The sequence below is a fragment of the Pseudomonas sp. Ps21-P2 genome (assembly GCF_039672565.1).
Classification (GTDB): Bacteria; Pseudomonadota; Gammaproteobacteria; order Pseudomonadales; family Pseudomonadaceae; genus Aquipseudomonas.
The window spans coordinates 436668-458757 of sequence record NZ_JBDFPL010000005.1 but is presented as its reverse complement, the minus strand read 5'-3'; the positions used below and the strand labels follow the sequence as shown (position 1 = coordinate 458757).

Here is a 22090-nt window from a genome sequence, read left to right as displayed (position 1 = left end):
GTCGGCGTGCAGGGTCTGACCTGCGGTATCTGTGTGGGGATGTCAGGTCTGTCGTCGGGTCGAGCCCCGCGCGATCAACTGCGCGGGAAAGTCGTACAGCCGCACCGGCTCCTGATCCCCACGCAGGCGATTGAGCAGGCATTCGAAGGCGGTGATGCCCATCTCATGGGTAGGTTGGGCCAGCGACGTGATGCCGCTGCCGACCAGCGGGTACCAGTCCAGCTCGTCGAGGGCGATCAAGCCGATGTCGTTAAACAAGTGACAGCCCAGCTCATGCAATTGGCGGGTGGTGATCAGGGTTGCGACGCCGTTGGCGGTGAACAGCGCTTTGGGGCCGGGCCCTTCTTGCGCGAGGAAGTGGCGCAACCGATCGCGTAATGATTCGCCGGTTTCGCAGACCTGCCCATGCATGTCGGTTCGCTCGGCGATCTGTTTCTTGAAGGCGTCCATCCGCTCGATCCGCGAACTGGTGCCGTCCTGGGGTTCGGTGACCATGAGTACATCGCGATAGCCGGCGTCATGCAGATGATCCAGCGCCTGCGTCACTGCTGTGACGTTGTCGAGGCCGACGAGGTCGCTGTGCAGTTCATCGACCTTGCGGTCCACCAGCACCATCGGCAGTTCGCGGTGCAGTTCGCGCAGTTCGTCGAGGTGATGGCCGAGGGTGTTCACGATCAGGCCTTCGATGTTGTAGGAGCGCAGGGCGGCGAGGTGCAGGCGTTCCTGTTCATCGTCGCGGTCGGTGTTGCAGACGACGAGGCTGTAGCCGTGTTTGCGGCAGGCCGTTTCGACGCCGTGCATGACGGCGATGGAGTAGGGGTTGCGGATGTCGGCGACGAGCATGCCGATCAGGCGGGTGCGGCCGCGTTTGAGGCCGCGGGCCATTTGGTTGGGGCGATAGCCGAGGGTGTCGATGGCCTGTTCGATGCGTTTGGCGATGGCATCAGACAGCAGTTGGCGGTCATCGCCGATGAAGCGCGAGACGCTGGCCTTGGAGACGCCGGCGAGGTCGGCGACGTCGTTCATGGTGACGCGGGTGCGCGTCGGGGTGGAGATGCTGTTCACGGCCTGGACCTTATTGGATTTATCAGCAGGCTTATGGGGAGAGCGGTTGTGCTCTGAAACCGGTTTCAGGAGACACCAGATTGTGGGGTGGCGTCAATATGGCTTTAAGAGCATCTGCCTAACGGCAGATATTTCGCCTTCGGCGAGTTACTTGATAAAGCCCCAAGTAACCAAGGGCTTGTGCTCCTGGTTGGGCCCTTCCTTCGTCAGGGTTCCTTCACTCCGGTCTCGCTCCGTGGGCCCGCCGCCATCCGCCATCCATGGCGGGGGGCGGCTCTCGCGGCATCCATGCCGCTCGGCCCACTCCGCGAGACCTGCGTTCAGCCTGCACCCAAGTCGCGTTTGGCGGTGACTGGGCTTTTTGTGCATGAAGATCAAAAGCAGATCAAAAGCAGATCAAAAGCAGATCAAAAGCAGAGCAACGGATTCCCGGCTGAAGCCGGTCCTACAAAAGCACCGCGTACGCCCTGTAGGACCGGCTTTAGCCGGGAAGAGGCCAGCTCAGGCGCCGACATTTTTGCTGATAGCACGCCCTCCCTGTGGGAGCGAGCTTGCTCGCGAATGCTTTATCTCAAACACCAGATATCTGTTGGATGTACCGACCCCTTCGTGAGCAAGCTCACTCCCACAAGTCGCCGGCGACTGATATGCCCTTGATCTGCTTTTGATCTGCTTTTGATCTGCTTTTGATCTGCTTTTGATCTGCTTTTGATCTGCTTTTGATCTGCTTTTGATCTTCGTACACAAAAAGTCCGGTCACCGCGAAACGCGACTTTGGTGCAGGCTGAACGCAGGTCTCGTGGAGTGGGCCGAGCCGCATGGATGCGGCGAGAGCTGCCCCCCGCCATGGATGGCGGATGGCAGCGTGCCCACGGAGCGAGACCGGAGTGAAGGTACCCTGACGAAGGAAGGGCCCAACCGAGAGCAGGCACTTTTGGTTACTTTTAGTGCTTTTTAAAAGTAACTCGCCGAAGGCGAAACTCGAGGCCGTTAGGCCGACGCCCTTGATCTTGATCTTAGCCCTTAAAAGTATCCCGCCAGGCCAAAAACCGCCTTTCCAGCATCGCCAACACCCCATCGGTCAACTTGCCCAACACCGCCAGCACAATGATCGCCGCCAGCACAATGTCGGGCCTCGACGTCTCGCGCCCGTCACTGAGCAAATAACCCAGCCCCTTCGTCGCAGCGATCAACTCCGCTGCCACTAGAAACATCCACGCCAGACTCAACCCCGAGCGCAACCCGGTGAACAGACCGGGCAGGGCGGCGGGCAAAAACACATGCACAATCATCTGCCGCTGACTGAAGCGAAATATCTGCCCGACCTCCACCATCTTGCGATCGATGTTGCGAATCGCCGCCACGCCGTTGAGGTACACCGGAAAAAACGCGCCGATGGCAATCAGCACAATCTTGGAGGTCTCACCGATCCCCAGCCACAACAGCAACAGCGGCACCCAGGCCAAGCTCGGAATCGAGCGCAGCCCCGCGAACGTCGGCTCCAGATACGCTTCCGCCTCGCGACTGAGCCCGACCCACGCCGCGAACACCAGCGCCAGACCCGCACCGATCACGAACCCCGACAGCACCCGCGTCAAACTGGCGCCGATGTGTTTCCACAGCGCGCCGTCGGCCAGATCGGTCAGCGTCGTAGCGATCTCGCTGGGCGCCGGCATCTGGTAGGACTGCACCCAGCCCACGCGGACGGCAATTTCCAGCAACAGCAAAAGGGCCACCGGCACGGCAAGCCCCTTCAGGCGGGTTCGCCCATTTCCACGTGTACGCCGCACAACCGGTTGCGCGTCCAACGCCTCGTCCTTCAACACCTGAGCTCTGGGGCTGACGCTGCTTCCGATACCGCCGCCACTGACTTCGCTGCCCCGCGCGTTGCTCATGGCTTGGCGACGACCGCGTTGCCGAAGCTCGGGTCGATCAACTGGTCGATGACCTGGTCAACGTTCGTCCCTTTGCGCACCAGCGCTTCGGAAACCAGAATCGGCGCGGCGGCCTTCGACGCGGTCACGTCTTTGTCGGTCAGCAGCGGGCTGCCGAGGTCAGTGCGGGTCAACTGCAATTTGGCGACATCCAGCGGCAGGCCTGACTCGGTGGCGAGCAATTGGGCCAGCTCGTCCGGATTTTTCAGCGACCATTCCCGGGCTTTTTCGTACGCGCCAAGGACGGTTTTGATCGCTTCAGGGTGTTCCTTCGCATAACGCTCGGTCACGCTGACCACGCCGAAGCTGTTGAAGTCCTTGTTGCGATACAACAAGCGCGAGCCGGCCTGTATTTCGCTCGCGGCCATGTGCGGATCGAGCCCGGCCCAGGCGTCGACGTCGCCTTTCTCCAGCGCAATACGGCCGTCCGGGTGTTGCAGATGCAAGAGTTCGACGTCGTCCTTGGTCAGCTTCGCCTGCTGCAAGGCGCGCAGGGTAAACAGGTAAGGGTCGGTGCCTTTGGTAGCGGCGATTTTCTTGCCCTTCAGATCGGCAACGCTCTGCAGGGTCGAATCCTTGCGCACCACCAGCGCGGTCCACTCGGCGCGGCTGTAGACATAAACCGATTTGATCGGGCTGCCGTTGGCCCGCGCCAGCACCGCCGAGAGACTGGCGGAGGAGGCGAAGTCGACGCCGCCGCTGTTGAGGTATTCCAGCGAGCGGTTGCTGCCCTGGCTGAACACCCAGCTGACTTTGCTGTTTGGCAGGGCTTTTTCCAGCCAGCCAAAGTGCTTGAGCACCAGACTGACCGGCGAGTAGTAGGCGTAATCCAGGTGCACCTCGGCCGGTGGCGCCTCGGCAGCCTGGACCAGCGGCTGTAACGTCAGTGCAAGCGCGCCGGCGAGTAGTTTGAAGGAAGTCGGCAGACGGGAAAGTGCGGTCATGGGTGAGTGTCCAGTCAAGGGGCGGAAGCTGCGCACGGCTGCTTATGACGAAATCAGCAGTCGGAGCGAATCGATCTGCTTGATTGGAATATTGCAGGCTTTGTGCCATTGGCGAGGCGCCGCCCAGGTCCCCTGATTGCGGGGCCGGGCAAGTGGGAAAGTGCTACCGATGCAACAGTCTGCTGATCGACTGTTGCTGGGCAAACAGCGGCAATCTCCGCCGTCCGAAGACTCAGCACGCTGCGCTGCGCTGCGGGTTGTCAGCCGACGCGCAGAACCGCATGCTGGCGCTCCACCGTTGCAACAGGGCCTCTCCGAGCATGTCCGCCGTCACTGCCCGTTCCGCCGATTCCGCATCGCGCCGTTCTGCGATCATTCTCAGCTTGTGCCTGCCCAGCGACGTGCTTCTGTATCTGTTGCTGCCGATGAACGCCGGGGCCTTCGGCATCAGCCTCGCCCAAGCAGGGATCCTGCTGGCGGCCAACCGGCTGGTCCGGATTTTCGGCTACAGCTATGTCGTACGTTTCTACGCCGCGCGGGGCGATCGCGCGGCCTTGACGCTGGCGGCCCTGGTATCGGCGGTCTGCGCGTTTGGCAACAGCTTCATCAGCGGGTTCTGGTGGTTGCTGATCCTGCGACTGGGCTGGGGCCTGAGTTACGCGGCGCTGAACCTGTCGACCCAGGCATTGGCGACCTCGGAGTTAGGTGGAGCGGCACGTCGGGCGGGTCGATCCCGCGCGATTATCGCCATCGGCCCTATGCTGGCACTGCCCATCGGCGCGCTGATCAGCCTGCATTACGGTCCGCGGCTTATCTTTTTCATCCTCGCGCTGTGTTCCCTCGGAGCGGTGTGGTTTGCGCGGGGACTGCCCGCTGCGCCGCATTCTCTGTCCAATGCAACCGGGCGCCGTTTCAAGCGGCCGGACAGTGTGGCGCTGTGGTCGTTCGTCGAAGGCGTGGCGCTGGACGGGCTGTTCATCTTCGGGTTGTCGCTTCAGGCGCAGACAGTGCTCGGCGGCAATGCGGTCTTTATCGCCGGTGTGTTGCTGGCCCTGCGCTACGCCTCGGAGATGCTTCTCAGCCCGTTGGGCGGGCGCGCGGCTGACAACTTCGGCGCTGTGCGCATGCTGGTGGTGCTTTCCGCCGCGACCGCACTGGCGTTGACGGCGTTCGGCTTTCACTGGCTGATCGTCGGCGCCGGCGCGATTCTGATCCTGCGGGCGTTGCAATTGCCATTGGTGACTACCCTGGTCGCCGAACGCAATCCGGGGCCGGGCAGGGTTCAGGCGCTGGCGGGCAATGCGGTGTGGCGCGATGTCGGTGCAGGCGTCGGGCCGCTGCTCGCCGGGGTGCTGCTGCCATGGGCGTCCCCCGCATGGATTTACACCACAGCGGGCGTCGCCGTGCTGCTCAGCGCGGTGGTCTGCAGCCGGTACAAACCGGTACCCCAAAACAACACCCTCTGACCGTTCGGCGATTAATTCGGCAAATCAGGTGCTTGCGTGCAACCTCTTGAGCGTTTTCTGATCTGATGGGCATTCGTAATACGGAAATATTTGCTCGCCATACTGCACCGAGCTGCACGCTGACAAGGACGTTGCATCGGGCGTCACGCCCATCACGAGCCATCAGAACTCCATGCCGATATGAGCCTTTCAACACCTCCTCTGTGGTCCCGCGCGATGCAGCGCATGACCTATTTTCTGTTTCCGACCCTCCTCATCGCTTCCGCCATTTTCTGGTTCGCCGCCGGTAAGGGTGTTCATGCCGAGGCCAAGAACGGCACCCAGACCCTGGTGTTTCTACGCCACGCCGAGAAGCCCGAAACCGGACTGGGTCAGCTGAACTGCCAGGGCCTCAATCGGGCCATCGACCTGTCCACGGTGCTGCCGAATACCTTCGGCAAAGCCGACTTCATCTTCGCGGCCAACCCGAGCCGTCATGTGGAAGAGGGCGAGCACGATCATTCCTACAGCTACCTTCGCCCACTGATGACCGTTGGCCCAAGTGCCATCAAGCTGGGCCTGCCGGTCAATATCGATTTCGCCGCCAACGACACCGGTGATCTGGCCGATGAGCTGATGCGCGACAAATACCACGACGCCACCATCTACACTGCCTGGTCCCACGGCTACCTGCCGGAGCTGATCAACAAGGTCGCCGAGGAAGCGTCTGGCGAGAAGGTCAAACTGGTCAATGACTGGGTCGCCGAGGACTTCGATTCCGTGCTCGTGCTGACCCTCAAATGGAACGACGGCAAAGCCACGTTGCAGTATGAAAACTACAAGCAGAACCTTGACGGCGGTTCTGTGGGCTGCCCGAGCTGACAGAGATGCACGGGATCCGTCGTAGAACACGATCCCCTGTAGGACCGGCTTTAGCCGGGAAGAGGCCAGTGTGATCACCCTCACTATGCGTTCCCGCCCGAAAAGTTTGTGCCCCTCCATCGATTACGCTAGCGTCAGCCGACCCTGACTGCCGGCAGTTCCCCCATGCTTCAACCTCTCCAGCCCCACGCCTCGCGCCTGATACCCTTTCACCCACCGTTCGACTGGCAGCGCATGCTCGATTTCTTCGCGGCGCGGATGACGGCGGGCGTGGAGGCGGTGGTCGATGGGGTGTACCTGCGCAACATCGATTTCAAGGGCAGCCAAGGTGCCTTGTCGGTCGCACTGTCGCCGGACGGGCAACATTTGCTGGCGACCGCCCACGGCGAGGTGAGCCAGCACATTGATGAGCTGATCGTGCCCGTGTCTCACATGTTCGATCTGTACGCCGAACCTCACATCATCGACCAGGCCCTGTCCCAAGACCCGTGGCTGGCATCGCTGGTGCAGCGTCGTCCGGGGCTGCGCGTACCGGGGTCGTTTTCCGGGTTCGAGCTGGCGGTGCGCACGGTCGTCGGGCAGCAGGTCAGCGTCAAGGGTGCAACCACGATCGTCGGTCGTCTGGTGCAGCGCGCCGGGGCTCAGGTCAGCGAGGGTCTGCATGAACAGCTGGGGTGGCGATTCCCGACGCCGGATGCCCTGGCGCAGGCCAACCTGGACAAGATCGGCATGCCCGGCAAGCGCGTCGATACCCTGCAGCGTCTCGCCGCAGCGGTGGCCAGTGGCGAGCTGTCCCTTGACGTGCGCCATGGGGACATTGGCGATGTGCGGCGACAGTTGCTGGCCATGCCCGGCATCGGCCCCTGGACCGTGGAATACATCGCCATGCGCGCCTGGCGTGACCCGGACGCCTGGCCCGCCGCGGATCTGGTGCTGATGAATCTCATGACCCTGCAGGAGCCGGCCCTGCTGCGCCTGCCACAGCACAAGGCGCGGGCCGACGCCTGGAAACCCTGGCGCGCGTATGCGGCGATGCACATCTGGAATTCCGCGGCGGATGCGGCGGGCAAGCAGAAGGGCGGCTGACCGGCGAGTTCGAGCGCAAGAACCGGGTGGTTCGGGAAGGGCGCGCGAGTAGTATGTCGGCGTACGGACGATTCCAGTTAATCCCGGCGCGCCCGTATCGAGAGTAAAAACCAGAGCAGGAGCCAGACGATGACCTTCACCTACCGTTTCATCGATTCCCCGGTTGGGCAGCTGAAACTGATCGCCAAGGGCCCGCGTCTGGCCGCCGTGCTGTGGGAAAACGACCGCCCGAACCGCGTGCTGCTCGGAGCCATGAGCGAAGATGACGGCAGCGCTATTCTTGACCGGACCGAACGCCAGCTCGCCGAATACTTTGCAGGTCGCCGTCAGCGCTTCGAGCTTGAACTCGAATTCCATGGCACCGAATTTCAGCAGAAAGTCTGGCAGGCCTTGCTGAATATTCCTTTCGGCGAAACCCGCAGTTATCTCGACATTGCCCTGCAGATCGGCAACCCCGCCGCCGTGCGCGCGGTCGGTGCGGCCAACGGCAAAAACCCCATTTCGATCATCGCCCCCTGCCACCGTGTAATCGGCAGCTCCGGTGCGCTGACCGGTTTTGCGGGTGGCCTCGACGCCAAGCATCTGCTGCTGACCCTGGAGGGATATCAGCCGGTACAGCGGGGAAGGCGCGTCATGGCGGCGGCTTCGACCCAGGCGTCACTGTTCTGAATCAATCGCTTCACGGTTTACGCAAAGCTTCACGCAACACGCCGCTTGAAAACGTACGCAACGGCCGACCCTTAAATCAATGGAGATGATCATGCCCGGTTCCGCTCAGACGTTTCGCTCACTGCACCACCAATCCACCGTCTTGCGCCTGCCCAATGCCTGGGATGCGGGCAGCGCGCGGCTGTTCGAAAGCCTCGGCGCCACTGCCATTGCAACCACCAGCGCCGGGGTCGCCTGGGCCCAGGGCTATGCCGATGGCCGTGTGTTTCCGGTTGACATTGCGGTCAGCGTCGCGGCCAGCATCGCGCGGTTGATCAAGGTGCCGCTGTCGGTGGACATGGAAAACGGCTACGCGGACGACCCGCAAACCGCTGCGGAGAACGTCAAGCGGGTGCTGGACGTCGGGGCGGTCGGCATCAATATCGAGGACGGTTCCGACGCGCCGGATCTGCTGGCCCGCAAGATCGAGGCGATCAAAAGCATGGCGGCCCGTAACGGGCTGGACGTCTTTATCAATGCCCGAACGGACGTTTACCTGGCGAGTCTGGTCGCTGATGAGTTGCGCCTGAAGGAAACCCTGAAGCGAGGCCAGCTTTACAGGGAGGCGGGTGCGGACGGCCTGTTCGTCGCGGCCCTGGTGGATGTCGAGCAGATCAAAGCCGTCGTTGCAGGCATCGGTCTGCCCCTCAATCTGCTGGCGCGACAGGGACTGCCCGCCGCCGATGCGTTGGCCGCATTGGGCGTTCGCCGGTTGAGCGCCGGATCCAGCATCGCCCAGACCTTGTGGGGACAGGCCGAGCAACTGGCACGGGGCTTTCTGGAGGAAGGGCGCTCGGAAACGGTCATCGAGACCAGCCTCGCGTATCCGCAGATTCAAGCGATGTTTGAGCGCTAAAGAAAGGGCTTTTGAGCAGGGTGGCGATTCCCTTGATCGCCGCTCTGTTACAAAAATTGCAGCCGGATCGACAAGAGGCGCTAGTCAGGTTTAGTTGAGAAGAGTACAAATGTGCTCCATGACGACCCTATCCCCAAAACGCGCTGCCATCCTCACGTTCATTCGAGATCGCATCGCCCAGAATGGCCAGCCTCCCAGCCTGGCTGAAATTTCCGAAGCCTTCGGATTTGCTTCCCGCAGTGTCGCGCGCAAGCACATCGTGGCGCTCACCGATGCCGGTTTGATCGAAGTCACCGCCAACCAGGCCCGCGGCATCCGGCTGGTGGACACCCGTCCGCGGCCGCAGATGCTCGACTTTCCCGTCCTCGGTCGGGTGGCCGCCGGTGCGCCCATTGGCCCCGACCTCGATAACCACGACACCTTCACGCTGGACAGCCGCACCTTCATGCGCGTCCCGGATTACCTGCTGCGGGTGAGCGGGGACTCGATGATCGACGACGGCATCTTTGATGGCGATCTGGTGGGCATCCTGCAAAGCGCCGACGCCCGCGACGGGCAGATCATCGTGGCCCGGCTGGACGGCGAAGTGACCATCAAGCGCCTTGAGCGCGGCGATGATCAGCTGCGTTTGCTGCCGCGCAACCCGGCGTATCAACCCATCATTGTTCGGCCCGACCAGGACTTCGCCATCGAAGGTGTGTTCTGTGGCCTGGTGCGCCGGGAATGATGGGCGCGGTGGTCAGCCTCGACGCGCTGCTGGACGAGCGGCGCGTCTGGAAGGGGCGTCAGCAGACGCCTTCGGTTGCCGCCCAGCCCACCGGCCATGCGGCCCTCGACGCGGCGTTGCCCATGGGAGGCTGGCCCCCTGCGGCGATGACCGAAGTGCTGGTGGCGGCCAACGGCAGTGGTGAACTGCGGCTGATGTGGCCGACCCTGGCGCGGCTTGCTGACAGCGGCGAACGCATCGTGCTGGTTGCGCCTCCCTATCTCCCCTATGCCCAGGCCTGGCAGATGGCGGGCATCGACCTGAGGCAGTTGTCGATCATCCACGCCAACGAGCGCGATGCCCTATGGGCGGTGGAGCAATGCCTGCGCTCGGGCAGTTGCGGCGCAGTGCTGTGCTGGCCGACCAAGGTCGACGACCGTGCCTTGCGTCGGTTGCAGGTGGCGGCCGAAACCGGTGAAACCCTCGCCTTTGCCTGTCGCGGGCACGAGGCGGCCGCCAATCCGTCACCGGCCGCGCTGCGCATTGCCATCGACGCTCGCCCAAGCCAGTTGCGGGTGCTCAAGTGTCGCGGCGGGCTGCCGCCTGCTTCCCCCGTTCCGTTCACTGCTGACGCTTGAGGTTGCCATGCTCTGGGCTTGTGTCCTCCTGCCGCAGCTGGCGCTGGACGGCGTCATACGTCGTCGCGAAAACCCTGAAGAACCGCTGGCGCTGATCAGCGGCACGGCGCAGCGCCGGGTGCTGCAGACGGTCAACCCGGCGGCCCGGGCAATGGGCCTGCGTGCCGGCCAGTCGTTAACCGCAGCCCATGCCATGACCCGTGAATTCGCCACCGTCGAATACGACCCCGACGAAACCGAGCGCTGGCATCGTTTGCTGGCGGCCTGGGCCTACCGTTTCAGTTCCCATGTCAGCCTCAAGTACCCGCGCGTGCTGTTGATGGAGGTTGAATCCAGCTTTGGCCTGTTCGGGCCGTGGCCGGTCTTCGAAGCGCGTCTGCGTCAGGAACTGACCGAGCTGGGCTTCACCCACCGCATCGTCGCGGCACCCAATCCGCTGGCGGCCCGCATGCTTGCCAACGCCCATGATGGTCTCGCCGTGACCGATGGCGACACGCTGCATGAGGTGCTGGCACAGATGCCGGTCAACCGCATCGGCCTGCCAACCGAGGTGGCCACGGCCCTGGCGCGCATGGGCCTGCATCGCGTGCGACAGGTTCAGGCGTTGCCCCGTGACACCCTGGCCCGGCGTTTCCCGGCGGCGGTCCTGCAACACCTCGACACGCTGTTCGGGCGCCGGCCCATGGGGCTGGAGTGTTATGTGCCGCCGGACCGTTTCGATACCCGTATCGAGCTGAATTTCGACGTCGAATCCCATCAGGCGCTGCTGTTCCCGCTCAAGCGCATGATTGCCGATCTGGCGGTGTTTCTGGCCGGGCGCGACAGCGGCGTGCAACGTTTCGTGATTCATCTGGAACACGTGCCAAGCGTCGGCAGCGTGGCCCCGGACACACAGATTCCCGTCGGCCTGCTCAGTGCCGAGCGCGAAGCCAACATGCTGTTCGAGCTGGCGCGGGGCCGTCTGGAGCAAGTCGAAGTGCCGTCGCCGGTGCGCGCGTTGCGATTGCAGGCCAAGGATCTGCCGGCCTTCGTGCCCACCCACCGCGAGCTGTTCGACGACCGTCCGCAGCAGACCATGCCCTGGGAGCAACTGCGCGAGCGTTTGCGCGCACGGCTTGGGGATGAAGCGGTCGCTGGCCTGGGCTTCAATGCCGACCATCGTCCGGAACACGCCTCGCTGCCCGCTTGCCCGAACAAGCCGCTGGTGCTGACCCATAAAGTGCCGCGCCCCGGCTGGCTGTTGCCTGAGCCCGAGTTACTGACCGAGCCGGGCGTGCGCGTGCTGGCCGGGCCGGAGCGCATCGAGTCGGGCTGGTGGGACGGCGGCGACGTGCGCCGCGACTATTACCTCGTCGAAACCCGCAACGGCCAGCGCGGCTGGGCGTACCGCAGCGTCGGCGACAGCAGCCTGTTGCTGCACGGCTGGTTCGCATGAGCGGGGCATACGCCGAGCTGCATTGCCTGTCGAACTTCAGCTTCCAGCGTGGGGCGTCGAGTGCGAAGGAGCTGTTCGAGCGGGCCAAACTGCATGGCTATCAAGCGCTGGCGATCACCGATGAATGCACCCTGGCGGGCATTGTGCGGGCTTGGCAGGCGGCGAAGGAATGTGAGCTGCCGCTGATCATCGGCAGCGAAATCACCGTCGAGAACGGCCCGAAAATCGTCTTGCTGGTGGAGAATCTCGCCGGTTACCAAGCCCTGTGTCGCTTGATCACCCAGGGTCGGCGCCGTAGCAAGAAAGGCGAATACCGCTTGCTGCGCGAGGACTTCCAGCCGCCGCTCTCGGGGCTTTTGGCGCTGTGGCTGCCGGATCTTGAACAGGACGTCCCGACGCGGCGGGAACAAGGTGACTGGCTGCGCGGGGTTTTTCAGCAGAATCTGTGGCTGAGTGTCGAGTTGCATTGCGGTCCGGATGATCGAAAGCGTCTGAACACCTTGCTCGGCATGGCACGGGCCATGGCGATTCCTGCCGTTGCCAGTGGCGACGTGCACATGCACACCCGCGGTCGTCGGGCCTTGCAGGACACCATGAGCGCCGTTCGCCATCACACCACCGTGGCGGAGGCAGGCCATCGGCTTTTTTCCAACGGCGAGCGGCATTTGCGACCGCTGTTGGTGCTGGGCGAGCTGTATCCGTCGAGCCTGCTGATTGAAACCGTGAACATCGCCCGGCGCTGCACCTTCGACCTCAGTGAATTGCGCTACGAATACCCCCATGAACTGGTGCCGCCTGACCAGTCCCCCAGCAGTTGGTTACGGCACCTGACCGAGCAGGGCGCCAGCCGTCGCTGGCCTCAGGGCGTGCCAGACGTCGCCCGCAGCAACATCGAAAAAGAGCTGAAAGTGATCGCGGCCAAGCGTTACGAGAGTTACTTCCTCACGGTGCACGACATCGTCAGCTTCGCCCGCGAGCAGCATATCCTCTGCCAGGGTCGGGGCTCGGCGGCCAACTCCACGGTGTGTTTTGCCCTGGGCATCACCGAGCTGGACCCGTCAAAAAGCAATCTGCTGTTCGAGCGTTTCATCTCCGAAGAGCGCGACGAGCCCCCGGACATCGACGTGGATTTCGAGCACGAACGGCGCGAGGAAGTGCTGCAATACGTGTTCCGTCGATACGGCCGGGGCAGGGCGGCGCTCACCGCCGTTGCCAGTACCTACCACGGTGCGGGGGCCGTACGGGATGTGGCGCGGGTCCTCGGTTTGCCGCCCGACCAGATCAACGCCCTGGCGGACTGCTTCAGCCGCTGGAGCGACAGCATGCCGCCCGCCGAACGCCTGCGCGAATCCGGTTTCGAACCCGACAGCCCGATCCTGCGGCGGGTACTGACGCTGACCGGCGAACTCATCGGCTTCCCCCGGCATCTGTCCCAGCACCCCGGCGGTTTCGTGATTTCCGAGCATCCGCTGGAAACCCTGGTGCCCGTCGAAAACGCCGCCATGGCGGACCGCACCATCATTCAGTGGGACAAGGACGACCTCGATCTGGTCGGCCTGCTCAAAGTCGATATCCTCGCCCTGGGCATGCTCAGCGCCCTGCGCCGGACATTCGATCTGGTCAGAGGTTATCGCGGTTACGACCTGACCCTTGCGACGATCCCCGCCGAGGACAAACCGACCTACGACATGATCACCCGCGCCGACACCATCGGCGTGTTCCAGATCGAGTCGCGGGCGCAGATGTCCATGCTGCCGCGCTTGAAACCCAACACCTTCTATGACCTGGTGATCGAGGTCGCCATCGTCCGCCCCGGGCCGATTCAGGGCGGTATGGTCCACCCGTATCTGCGCCGCAAGAACGGAGAAGAGGAGGTGACCTACCCGTCCGATGAACTGAAAGTGGTGTTCGAACGCACATTGGGCGTGCCCCTTTTTCAGGAACAGGTCATGCAACTGGCGATCGTCGCTGCTGATTATTCCCCCGGCGAGGCGGATCAACTGAGACGTTCCATGGCCGCCTGGAAGCGCCACGGCGGTCTTGAGCCCCATCGGATCCGCTTGAGCGAGCGCATGAAGGAAAAGGGTTACCCGGACGAGTTCATCCAGCGCATTTTCGAGCAGATCAAGGGCTTCGGCAGCTACGGCTTTCCGGAATCCCACGCCGCCAGTTTCGCCCTGCTGACCTACGCCAGTTGCTGGCTCAAGTGCCACGAACCGGCAGCCTTTACCTGCGCGCTGATCAACAGCTGGCCCATGGGTTTTTACAGCCCGGATCAATTGCTGCAGGACGCCCGCCGCCATCAGATCGACGTGCACCCGGTGGACGTGCGTTACAGCGACTGGGACTGTTCGCTCGAGCCGGTTGCCGGCCGCGAATACAACCAGAACCTGGCCATTCGCATGGGCCTGCGCATGATTAAGGGGTTCCGCCAGGAGGACGCCACGCGCATTGAACAGGCCCGTGGTGTCCGAGATTTCAAGGACGTGGCCGACCTGTGCATTCGCGCCGAACTGGACAACCGGGCCCGTGCTGCGCTGGCGGATTCCGGCGCCCTGCGCGGGCTGGTGGGGCATCGGCACCGGGCGCGCTGGGAGATCGCCGGCGTCGAGATGCAACGGCCGTTGTTCGGGGACGACTATTTTGGCGAAGAGGCCCAGGTCGCGCTGCCGCTGCCGAGTGTCGCCCAGGACCTTGCTGCCGATTACGACACCCTCGGCACCACACTCGGCCCGCATCCGCTGGCCTTGCTGCGCTCTAAACTGGCAGCGAAGCGTTTTCGCAGTTCCAAGGATTTGCTCGATGAAGAGCATGGCCGCAGTTTCAGCGTCGCCGGGCTTGTCGTCGGTCGACAACGGCCCGGCACCGCCAGTGGCGTGACCTTTGTGACGCTGGAAGACGAACACGGAATGATCAACGTCGTGGTCTGGCGTGATCTGGCCGAGCGTCAACGCAAGGTGCTGGTGGGGTCGCAGTTGATGCAGGTGTTCGGCAAGTTCGAATTCCAGAAGGGCGTGCGTCACGTCATCGCCCAGCGATTGTTCGACCTCACGCCAATGCTCACCGGACTTGATGTGCGCAGCCGGGATTTCAAGTGATGCGCAGGGAAACGTCGAACATGACGTGATTGCCGAGATGCCGGCGATAAACATTGTGGGAGCGAGCTTGCTCGCGGAAAGGGCCGTCCATCCGCAGAATCTTTGGCGACTGGAATGCTGTCTTCGTCAGCAAGCTCACTCCCACATGGACCGCATCTGCTGCGCGATACCGTGTCGTCTTGACGACGGGCAATCCCCCACAAAATGTTCACCTGCCCGATCCTGATTTCGGGCGACGCGTTTCTCCGCGACTCAGATTTCCACCTTCACCGCCCGCCCGGTCTTGATCGATTCGATGGCGCAGTTGGCCAGATGCAGGGCTCTCAAGCCGTCGCGGGCGTTGGTGGGCAGGGTTTCGTTGCCCCGCACCGCGTCGATGAACTGGTTCAGCTCGATGCGATACGAAGCGGCATAACGCTCGAGAAAGAAATTCTCCAGCGGCTCACGCACTTCGGTCTGCGTGGCGCTGTAGCTGCGCACGGTGCTCGGGCGATGGTTGTCGTTGAGGATCATCCCCTTGGAGCCGAACACTTCCAGGCGCTGGTCATAGCCGTACACGGCTTCGCGGCAGCAATTGATGTGGCACTGTTTTCCGGAGGCGGTGCGCAGCAGCACCATCACGCTGTCGTAGTCGTCGATTTGCGCCAGTGCGGGCTCCACCAGTCGGCTGGCGATGGCGATGACTTCGATGGGTTCTTCGCCGAGCAGCGTGCGCGCGGTGTCGAAATCATGGATGGTCATGTCGCGGAAGATGCCGCCGGAGTGGGTCAGGTATTCCACCGGCGCCAGACCCGGATCACGGCTGGTGATGACCACCTGGCGCACCTCGCCGATGTCCCCGCGGGCAATGGACTTGCGCATCTGCAGGGTGTCGGGGTCGAAGCGGCGGTTGAAACCGAGCATCACTTTGCCGTTCAGGCGCTCGATCTCTTCCACCGCGCGGGCGGCTTTGGCGAAATCCAGATCAATGGGTTTCTCGCACAGTACCGGTTTGCCCAGCTTGACCGCCCGCAGCATCAGGTCGATGTGGGTGTCGGTGGGCGTGCCGATGACAATCGCATCCACGTCGTCACGGGCAATGGCTTCGGCGCAGTCATAGGCCGCGGCGCAGCGCAGCTTTCCGGCGAGGGTGTCAACCCCTTCGCGCCAGGGGTCAGCGATCACCGTGAGTTGTACGTTGGGATTGGCGGCCACGTTGGCTGCGTGAATGTTGGCGATACGGCCTGCGCCGAGGACAGCAATGCGTAGCATGGGGGGATCTCCGGGATTGTTGTTATGGGGTGATCGGCGTAACGGGTGCGGCTGCACATCAGTGCGTCAGGTTGAACGGCGTGACCACCTGCACGTGGGAAACGGGAATCGGCACCGCCTTCCACAGCCGATGAAACTGCAGGATGTGCAGAAACGCGTTGCGGGCGTCGACCTGCAGGTTGTGATCGATGATCGCGGCAATCTTTTCTTCCGCCAGCAGTTGGCGGTTTTCCTGATCGAGGTCGTGGCCGATGAACACCTCAAGGGGGCGATCCAGTGCGGCGAAGGCTTCGACGATCGCGCGGTTGCCGCCGCCGACGCTGTAAATGGCCTTGATCGACGGATTGTCCTGCAGCGCTCGAGTCACTTTCTCGAAAGTCGGCTCATGCACCCCGAACCCTCCGGTGACGTCGACGACGCGCAAATGCGCCGCACGGCTGCGCAGCCAGGTGCGGAAACCCATTTCTCGCTCTTCCTCGCCACGAAACAGCTCACTGCTGATCACCACGGCCACGTCCTGGGCGGCATCGTCCAGCCAGCGCGACATCAGGTACGCCGCGGTCTGCCCGGCAGTGCGATTGTCCATGCCGATGTAACCGATGCGCTCACTCTGGGGCAGATCGGAAACAAAGGTCACCACCGGCACACCCGCCGCCGTGGCCTGATTCACCGCTTCGTTGATCGGCAATTCATCCGCCGCCTTGATGATCAGGCCCTGACTGCCTTTTTCGACGCAGCGCAGAATCAGGTCGTGCATCTGCTGTGTGCCGATGGCCTGATACAGGTGAAAGCGCGGAAAGATCCGAAACGGCGCCAGACTGCCGAGCTGGGCGAGAACCGCCTCCTGCACCGCGTCGCTGAAGCGCTTGGGCGTGTGCAGGATGACGTCGATATGAAAGGTGCGGCCCACCGCAGGCCCGGATTTTTCCTGGGCTTCGAGTTCTTCGAGGGCCTGGTGAATGCGGCGGTGGGTCTGGTAATGCACGCTGCCGCGCTGATGCAGGACGCGATCGACCGTCGCCTTGCTCACGCCGGCCTGGGTTGCGATCTGCTTGATGGAGAAACGTCTGGCGCGGTCGAGCATGTGAATCCCCTGAAGCCTCTCGATGAGGTCTTGTTGAGGTCGATTCGGGGCCTCGGTGAGGCTGTCGCAATGCTAGCCGCAGTTCTATTGCTTGTACAGATGGAAATTAAATTCCAAATCAGGGAGGTTCGTTAATCTCTGAAAGCCATTGGCACGGGCTGTGCTGTGCTCAAATCCCTTAGAAGTCAATCACTCGCCAGGAGCACCCATGTACAAAGACTATCCCGTTGCTTATCAGGTCAGCAAAGGCTCGGCGCTGCAGGTCGACACGGCGTTTTATCAACGCATCCGTGAGGCGCAGGACAGCCGCACCCTGGTCGAGCAGTTCGAAGTGCCGATCCGTACCGGGCGGGCGTGGAAGGTCAAGGCCGGGCAGGTGTTCCGCGTGACCACCCCGGTGGGCCCGCAAGTGGGCGACTTCAATGTCTGGAGCGCCGATGACCCGCGCGAACGCATGTGGGCCGCGCGCACCCGGCAATTGCAGGGCGCCCATGTCACAACCCATGACCGGTTGTGGTCGAACCTGCCGTTCCTGCGGCCGATGGTCACCATCACCGACGATAGCCTCGCCAGCTATGGCATCGACGAACATGGCGGTCGGCTGCATGACCTGCTCGGCACCCGCTGCGATCCCTACGTCAACAAGATGCTCACCGGCGAAGACTTTCACCATCACTGCCATTCGAACCTGACCCGCGCCGTGTTGCCCCACGGCCTGACCGAATTCGACGTGCACGACGTGCTGAACATCTTCCAGTGCACCGGCTTGAATCACGACGATCTTTATTTCATGAAAGCCTGCCCGGCCAAACAGGGCGATTACCTTGAGTTCTTCGCCGAAATCGACCTGCTTTGCGCGTTGTCAACGTGCCCCGGCGGCGACCTTTCATTGCCAATGTGGGGCCCGGATGCCCAGGATCCGCTGACCGTGTGCCGGCCATTGGGCGTCGAAATCTACGACATTGATGCGGCGTTGCTCCAGGGCTGGGAGCAGCCTAAACGCGCGGCCTACAACGGTCTGCACGGGTTGAAGATCGACAAGGCTGACTGGGAGAACTGAGGCGGTATGGATGCTGGTTTCCGGTGCCAGACCCTGAGGGCCTGTCACTGTGGTCAGGCATCCCGCAACAAGTCGTGGGCGTTGAGCAGGCGCCAGGCGATCTCGGGGTTCTTTTCGAGGCCCCGGCGTATGGCCGCAGGGATCGCGGCGCGGGTCTTGCGGCACATGCCGGGCAATTCGGCGATGTCGATGACCATGCCGCGCATGCTGCGCACTTCATTGAAGCCGGGGGCGACATCGAGGCGGATGCCGAGTTGCTCGAACATCCGCTGTTGCAGGCGCTGCAGATCTTCCAGGCTGGCGATATTTTCCAGTCGATCAAGAAGACGTTTTTCTTCCTGACGGGTCAGGCGAAGGATGCGCACGTCCGCGCCCTCCAGCTCCAACAGTCGGTCGCGGTCGCATTGACAGGCGCCGGGCGGGCAGGGCGAGCGGATCGGCAATGGGGAATTCATGGGCTCCGATCATAACCATGGGTGGAGGGGATTTATAGCTGTGGCACGGGCAATCGCTCCTAAAACTTGAAGGGCTAATTTGGTAAGGCCAATAGCTTAATTGCCTAATTGGTCTTGCCAATGGTCGGGCGGCTGTGTAGTTTTTTCCTGCAGCGCCGCACTTGTCATCGCCCAAGCCACTGCAACTGCGGCCCGCGCTTCCAGAATCCATTCACCACCTCACAACAACAAGATCACTGCCCGGTTACCTGTGGCTCAAGCCGTTTCAGCGGCGCCGGCGTGCCTGGTCTGGAGAGAGAAGATGCTCACCGTCGTCTGCGAAAAACCCGGTTCCCTGCTGGCCCTCGACCGTCCGAAACCCGAACGCGCACCCGGCGAGACGCTGGTTCGCATCAAGCGGGTCGGGGTTTGCGGTACTGATTTGCACATCTTCAACGGCAATCAGCCGTTCCTTGAATACCCCCGGGTCATGGGCCACGAATTCTCCGGCATCGTCGAGCAAAGCGAGGCGGGCAGTGGCCTTGAGCCCGGCGACGTGGTCTATGTGATGCCATACCTGTCCTGTGGCGACTGCATCGCCTGTCGCCAGGGCAAGACCAATTGCTGCGTGCGCATTCAAGTGCTGGGCGTCCACCGCGACGGCGCGTTCACTGAATACCTGAGCCTGCCCCACGGCTTCGTACTCAAGGCCGACGGCGTGACGCTGGATCAGGCGGCCATGATCGAGTTTCTGTCCATTGGCGCCCATGCGGTGCGTCGCTCGGACGTGCAATCCGGCCAACGAGCGCTGGTGGTCGGCACTGGCCCGATCGGCATGGCGGTGGCGATTTTCTCCCGCCTGCGGGGGGCGAAAGTCACTGTGCTCGACACCCGCGAGGACCGCCTGACGTTCTGCAAGCAGCACCTGCAGATCGATTCGGCCGTGCTGATCGGCGCAGACGACAAGCAGCAACTGGAGCAACTGACCCAGGGCGAGTTTTTCGATGTGGTGTATGACGCCACCGGCAACGCCAAGGCCATGGAGCGCGGTTTCGAGTTCATTGCCCACGGCGGCAAGTACGTGCTGGTGTCCATCGTTCGCGACACCATCAGCTTCTCCGACCCTGAATTTCACAAGCGCGAAGCGACCCTGATGGGCAGTCGCAACGCCACCGTCGAAGACTTCCGCTACGTCGAGCAATGCCTGCGCGACGGCTTGATCCCCGACGCAGCGCTCAACACCCACCGCATGGCCCTCAGCGAAGTGACCGAGCGCTTCACCACACTGCTCGACCCTGCCCAGCGGGTCGTCAAAGCCATCGTCGAATGCTAGGAGGCGCGGGCATGCACGCGACCCCATTCACCCCCATTCTGCAGTTCGGCACCAGCCGTTTTCTTCAGGCCCATGCTGACCTGTTCATTTCCCAGGCCCTGGAGAAGGGCGAAGCGCTGGGCAGAATCACCGTCGTGCAAACCACCGGCAGCGCCGACAGCGCCCAGCGAGTTGCGGCGTTGGCCGGTGGCACGGGGTATCCGGTGCGCATTCAGGGCGCGGAAAGCGGTCGCACGGTGGATGAGGAGTATTGGTCCACATCGGTTGCCGGCGCGCTGCAAGCCGGTCCCGACTGGACGTTGATTCGTCAGGCGATACGGCACGACGTGCAGGTGGTCATCTCCAACACGGGTGACAAAGGCTACGTGCTGGATGCGGCGGACACGGCGTCTTGCCTAGCCGCCGAGGCGCCGACGCCCCAGAATTTTCCGGCGAAACTGCTGGTGTTGCTCCATGACCGCTGGCAGGCGAATCCTGAGGCGCCGTTGTCGCTGTTCCCCTGTGAGTTGGTCTCGCGCAACGGCGATGTGCTGCGCGACCTGATCATTGCGCTGGCGGCGGAGTGGGGCATCGATAGCGGGTTTGCCCACTACCTGCGCGACACCTGTCGCTGGGCGAATTCGTTGGTTGATCGCATCGTCTCGCAGCCGATTCAGCCAGTGGGTGCCATCGCCGAGCCGTACGCGATCTGGGCCATTGAGCGTCAGCCGGGGCTGGTGCTGCCGTGTACGCACCCTTGCGTGGTAGTGACGGATCAGCTTGAGCAGTACGAGCAGTACAAATTGTTCATGCTCAACCTCGGGCACACCTGGCTGGCCGAGCGGTGGTTGAAGGATGGCAGGCCGTCCGACGAAATCGTGTTTCAGGCAATGAACGACCCGCTGCTGCGCGAGAGCCTGGAGGATCTGTGGGAGCGGGAGGTGCTGCCGGTGTTTGCGGCGAAGGGCCAAGGGGATCAGGCGCGGGATTATCTGGCCAGCGTTCGCGATCGTTTTTTGAACCCGTTTTTGCAGCACAGGATTGCCGACATCGCGCAGAATCACGATGAGAAGAAACGCCGCAGGTTCTTGCCGGTGGTGGAGATGGGGCGGGGGATTGCTGGGTTGGAGCAGCCGACGCTCAAGGGAGCGTTGGCGGATTGATTCCCGGCTAAAGCCGGTCCTACTAAATGGGATGCATCCATTGATGATCGTCCCCACGCTCCGCGTGGGAATGCCGCCCGGGACGCTCCGCGTCCCCTCGTGTGACGCAGAGCGTCAGGGGATGTGTTCCCACGCGGAGCGTGGGGAACAATCATAAATTAAGGTTGTTCACCGCCCGCAAGGCCACCTGACAAGGCGCCCCAACGCCTGTGATATCCTCCGGCGCATCCTGATGGAACGTGATTGATGACCGCGCCAAGCCCAGCCCCCGAACGCCGCCTTTACCAGATCACTGCCGACCGATTGCGCGAGCACATTCGCAAGCATGGCATCGCCCCCGGCGCGCGGCTGCCGCCTGAACGTGATCTGGCGCAGTTGCTCGGGGTCTCTCGTCCGTCCTTGCGCGAAGCCCTGATCGCCCTGGAAATCGAAGGCAGCGTCGAGATTCGCATGGGTTCCGGCATCTATGTCTGCGAGCACCTGCTGGGCGTCAAAGGCAAAACCCGCACCCTGGGCGAGAGCCCGTCAGAGCTGATGCAGGCCCGGGCGTTGATCGAAGGCGAGAGCGTGATGCTGGCCTGTCTGCACGGCAGCAAAGCTGATTTCCGCTACCTGCAGGGGTGCATCGACAAGATGCGCGAGGGTGCGCTCAAAGGCGTGCCGGCACTGGACGACGACCGCAAATTCCACCAGCGGCTGGCGAAAATGAGCGGCAACTCGACCCTGGTGCGCATCATCACGTCCCTGTTCGAAGAGCGGTACAGCCCGCTTACCGCCCACGTCAGCGAACACTCCGAAACCCGCGAAACCTGGGCCATGGCGGTGGCCGAGCACGAAGCCATCCTGCACGCCGTGCAGACCCGCGACCTGATCGGCGCCCAGACCGCCATGCGCGAACACCTGCGCCGGTCCGAAGCGCGCTGGCTGGACGGGATGGACGCGGAGTTGCGTTAACAGGCGCCCGCCGCAAGGCGGTGCTGTTCAAAGGT

General features: G+C 62.8%; 19 protein-coding genes. 13 read left to right on the top strand and 6 right to left on the bottom strand.

Features of this window, described 5'->3' with window-relative positions; all coding sequences use genetic code 11:
- Positions 1 to 42 precede the first annotated feature (42 nt).
- The 3 genes from ABEH28_RS15780 to ABEH28_RS15770 form a co-directional block, all read right to left on the bottom strand.
- On the bottom strand, positions 43 to 1026 hold the full coding sequence (locus tag ABEH28_RS15780; RefSeq protein WP_282373245.1) for a LacI family DNA-binding transcriptional regulator: 984 nt from the start codon (positions 1024 to 1026) through the stop codon (positions 43 to 45).
- Between the two features lie 1055 nt (positions 1027 to 2081).
- Entirely contained in the window at positions 2082 to 2873 is a 792-nt protein-coding gene (locus tag ABEH28_RS15775) for an ABC transporter permease (RefSeq protein ID WP_346630510.1), read from the bottom strand.
- An 83-nt stretch (positions 2874 to 2956) separates the two neighbouring features.
- Positions 2957 to 3943: an aliphatic sulfonate ABC transporter substrate-binding protein gene (locus ABEH28_RS15770; protein ID WP_346630480.1), complete on the bottom strand. Its 987-nt coding sequence runs from the start codon at positions 3941 to 3943 to the stop codon at positions 2957 to 2959.
- A gap of 320 nt (positions 3944 to 4263) precedes the next feature.
- On the opposite strand from ABEH28_RS15770, the gene ABEH28_RS15765 reads away from it, so the two are divergent.
- The 9 genes from ABEH28_RS15765 (at position 4264) to ABEH28_RS15725 (ending at position 14797) form a co-directional block, all read left to right on the top strand.
- Entirely contained in the window at positions 4264 to 5409 is a 1146-nt protein-coding gene (locus ABEH28_RS15765; protein WP_346630479.1) for an MFS transporter, read from the top strand.
- Positions 5410 to 5589: 180 nt separating this feature from the next.
- A complete protein-coding gene (locus ABEH28_RS15760; RefSeq protein WP_346630478.1) occupies positions 5590 to 6270 on the top strand; it encodes a hypothetical protein in 681 nt (226 codons plus the stop codon).
- A gap of 165 nt (positions 6271 to 6435) precedes the next feature.
- Positions 6436 to 7356, top strand: coding sequence for a DNA-3-methyladenine glycosylase (locus tag ABEH28_RS15755; protein WP_346630477.1), 921 nt, complete (start codon positions 6436 to 6438; stop codon positions 7354 to 7356).
- Between the two features lie 129 nt (positions 7357 to 7485).
- The gene (locus ABEH28_RS15750) at positions 7486 to 8025 is read left to right on the top strand and encodes a methylated-DNA--[protein]-cysteine S-methyltransferase (protein WP_346630476.1); all 540 of its coding nucleotides are present in this window, start codon (positions 7486 to 7488) and stop codon (positions 8023 to 8025) included.
- A 91-nt stretch (positions 8026 to 8116) separates the two neighbouring features.
- Entirely contained in the window at positions 8117 to 8920 is an 804-nt protein-coding gene (locus tag ABEH28_RS15745) for an isocitrate lyase/phosphoenolpyruvate mutase family protein (protein ID WP_346630475.1), read from the top strand.
- 109 nt (positions 8921 to 9029) lie between these two features.
- On the top strand, positions 9030 to 9647 hold the full coding sequence (gene lexA, locus ABEH28_RS15740) for a transcriptional repressor LexA (protein ID WP_346630474.1): 618 nt from the start codon (positions 9030 to 9032) through the stop codon (positions 9645 to 9647).
- The gene (imuA, locus tag ABEH28_RS15735; protein ID WP_346630509.1) at positions 9647 to 10264 is read left to right on the top strand and encodes a translesion DNA synthesis-associated protein ImuA; all 618 of its coding nucleotides are present in this window, start codon (positions 9647 to 9649) and stop codon (positions 10262 to 10264) included. The genes lexA and imuA overlap by 1 nt, the downstream gene beginning before the upstream one ends.
- 7 nt (positions 10265 to 10271) lie before the next feature.
- Positions 10272 to 11699 (top strand): DNA polymerase Y family protein, encoded by a 1428-nt coding sequence (locus ABEH28_RS15730; RefSeq protein ID WP_192173662.1) that lies wholly within the window; start codon positions 10272 to 10274, stop codon positions 11697 to 11699.
- On the top strand, positions 11696 to 14797 hold the full coding sequence (locus ABEH28_RS15725; protein ID WP_346630473.1) for an error-prone DNA polymerase: 3102 nt from the start codon (positions 11696 to 11698) through the stop codon (positions 14795 to 14797). Before ABEH28_RS15730 ends, ABEH28_RS15725 begins: the two co-directional genes overlap by 4 nt.
- A gap of 252 nt (positions 14798 to 15049) precedes the next feature.
- Here ABEH28_RS15725 and iolG read toward each other — a convergent pair whose 3' ends face one another.
- Together iolG and ABEH28_RS15715 are read right to left on the bottom strand one after the other, a co-directional pair.
- On the bottom strand, positions 15050 to 16048 hold the full coding sequence (gene iolG / locus ABEH28_RS15720) for an inositol 2-dehydrogenase (protein WP_346630472.1): 999 nt from the start codon (positions 16046 to 16048) through the stop codon (positions 15050 to 15052).
- A gap of 58 nt (positions 16049 to 16106) precedes the next feature.
- Positions 16107 to 17132 carry a LacI family DNA-binding transcriptional regulator gene (locus tag ABEH28_RS15715; protein ID WP_346630471.1) on the bottom strand — a complete coding sequence of 342 codons (1026 nt, stop codon included), beginning with the start codon at positions 17130 to 17132 and terminating at the stop codon, positions 16107 to 16109.
- 208 nt (positions 17133 to 17340) lie between these two features.
- Between ABEH28_RS15715 and ABEH28_RS15710 the strand changes: the two genes are divergently transcribed.
- Positions 17341 to 18192, top strand: coding sequence for a DUF1989 domain-containing protein (locus ABEH28_RS15710; RefSeq protein WP_346630470.1), 852 nt, complete (start codon positions 17341 to 17343; stop codon positions 18190 to 18192).
- 53 nt (positions 18193 to 18245) lie between these two features.
- On the opposite strand, the gene ABEH28_RS15705 is transcribed toward ABEH28_RS15710, so the two are convergent.
- Positions 18246 to 18647, bottom strand: a complete 402-nt coding sequence (locus ABEH28_RS15705; RefSeq protein ID WP_346630469.1) for a hypothetical protein — start codon at positions 18645 to 18647, stop codon at positions 18246 to 18248.
- A gap of 301 nt (positions 18648 to 18948) precedes the next feature.
- On the opposite strand from ABEH28_RS15705, the gene ABEH28_RS15700 reads away from it, so the two are divergent.
- From ABEH28_RS15700 to ABEH28_RS15690, 3 genes are all read left to right on the top strand, one after another.
- A complete protein-coding gene (locus tag ABEH28_RS15700) occupies positions 18949 to 19959 on the top strand; it encodes a zinc-binding alcohol dehydrogenase family protein (protein WP_172611963.1) in 1011 nt (336 codons plus the stop codon).
- 11 nt (positions 19960 to 19970) lie between these two features.
- Entirely contained in the window at positions 19971 to 21101 is a 1131-nt protein-coding gene (locus ABEH28_RS15695; RefSeq protein ID WP_346630468.1) for a mannitol dehydrogenase family protein, read from the top strand.
- A gap of 246 nt (positions 21102 to 21347) precedes the next feature.
- The gene (locus ABEH28_RS15690; protein WP_192173670.1) at positions 21348 to 22055 is read left to right on the top strand and encodes a FadR/GntR family transcriptional regulator; all 708 of its coding nucleotides are present in this window, start codon (positions 21348 to 21350) and stop codon (positions 22053 to 22055) included.
- Positions 22056 to 22090 lie beyond the last annotated feature (35 nt).

Bases quoted from the DNA above. Each gene is read 5' to 3' on its own strand.
- ABEH28_RS15780 (WP_282373245.1), bottom strand. From the start codon at position 1,026: ATGAACGACGTCGCCGACCTCGCCGGCGTCTCCAAGGCCAGCGTCTCG.
- ABEH28_RS15770 (WP_346630480.1), bottom strand. From the start codon at position 3,943: ATGACCGCACTTTCCCGTCTGCCGACTTCCTTCAAACTACTCGCCGGC.
- ABEH28_RS15765 (WP_346630479.1), top strand. From the start codon at position 4,264: ATGTCCGCCGTCACTGCCCGTTCCGCCGATTCCGCATCGCGCCGTTCT.
- ABEH28_RS15760 (WP_346630478.1), top strand. From the start codon at position 5,590: ATGAGCCTTTCAACACCTCCTCTGTGGTCCCGCGCGATGCAGCGCATG.
- ABEH28_RS15755 (WP_346630477.1), top strand. From the start codon at position 6,436: ATGCTTCAACCTCTCCAGCCCCACGCCTCGCGCCTGATACCCTTTCAC.
- ABEH28_RS15750 (WP_346630476.1), top strand. From the start codon at position 7,486: ATGACCTTCACCTACCGTTTCATCGATTCCCCGGTTGGGCAGCTGAAA.
- ABEH28_RS15745 (WP_346630475.1), top strand. From the start codon at position 8,117: ATGCCCGGTTCCGCTCAGACGTTTCGCTCACTGCACCACCAATCCACC.
- lexA (WP_346630474.1), top strand. From the start codon at position 9,030: ATGTGCTCCATGACGACCCTATCCCCAAAACGCGCTGCCATCCTCACG.
- imuA (WP_346630509.1), top strand. From the start codon at position 9,647: ATGGGCGCGGTGGTCAGCCTCGACGCGCTGCTGGACGAGCGGCGCGTC.
- ABEH28_RS15730 (WP_192173662.1), top strand. From the start codon at position 10,272: ATGCTCTGGGCTTGTGTCCTCCTGCCGCAGCTGGCGCTGGACGGCGTC.
- ABEH28_RS15725 (WP_346630473.1), top strand. From the start codon at position 11,696: ATGAGCGGGGCATACGCCGAGCTGCATTGCCTGTCGAACTTCAGCTTC.
- iolG (WP_346630472.1), bottom strand. From the start codon at position 16,048: ATGCTACGCATTGCTGTCCTCGGCGCAGGCCGTATCGCCAACATTCAC.
- ABEH28_RS15715 (WP_346630471.1), bottom strand. From the start codon at position 17,132: ATGCTCGACCGCGCCAGACGTTTCTCCATCAAGCAGATCGCAACCCAG.
- ABEH28_RS15710 (WP_346630470.1), top strand. From the start codon at position 17,341: ATGTACAAAGACTATCCCGTTGCTTATCAGGTCAGCAAAGGCTCGGCG.
- ABEH28_RS15705 (WP_346630469.1), bottom strand. From the start codon at position 18,647: ATGAATTCCCCATTGCCGATCCGCTCGCCCTGCCCGCCCGGCGCCTGT.
- ABEH28_RS15700 (WP_172611963.1), top strand. From the start codon at position 18,949: ATGCTCACCGTCGTCTGCGAAAAACCCGGTTCCCTGCTGGCCCTCGAC.
- ABEH28_RS15695 (WP_346630468.1), top strand. From the start codon at position 19,971: ATGCACGCGACCCCATTCACCCCCATTCTGCAGTTCGGCACCAGCCGT.
- ABEH28_RS15690 (WP_192173670.1), top strand. From the start codon at position 21,348: ATGACCGCGCCAAGCCCAGCCCCCGAACGCCGCCTTTACCAGATCACT.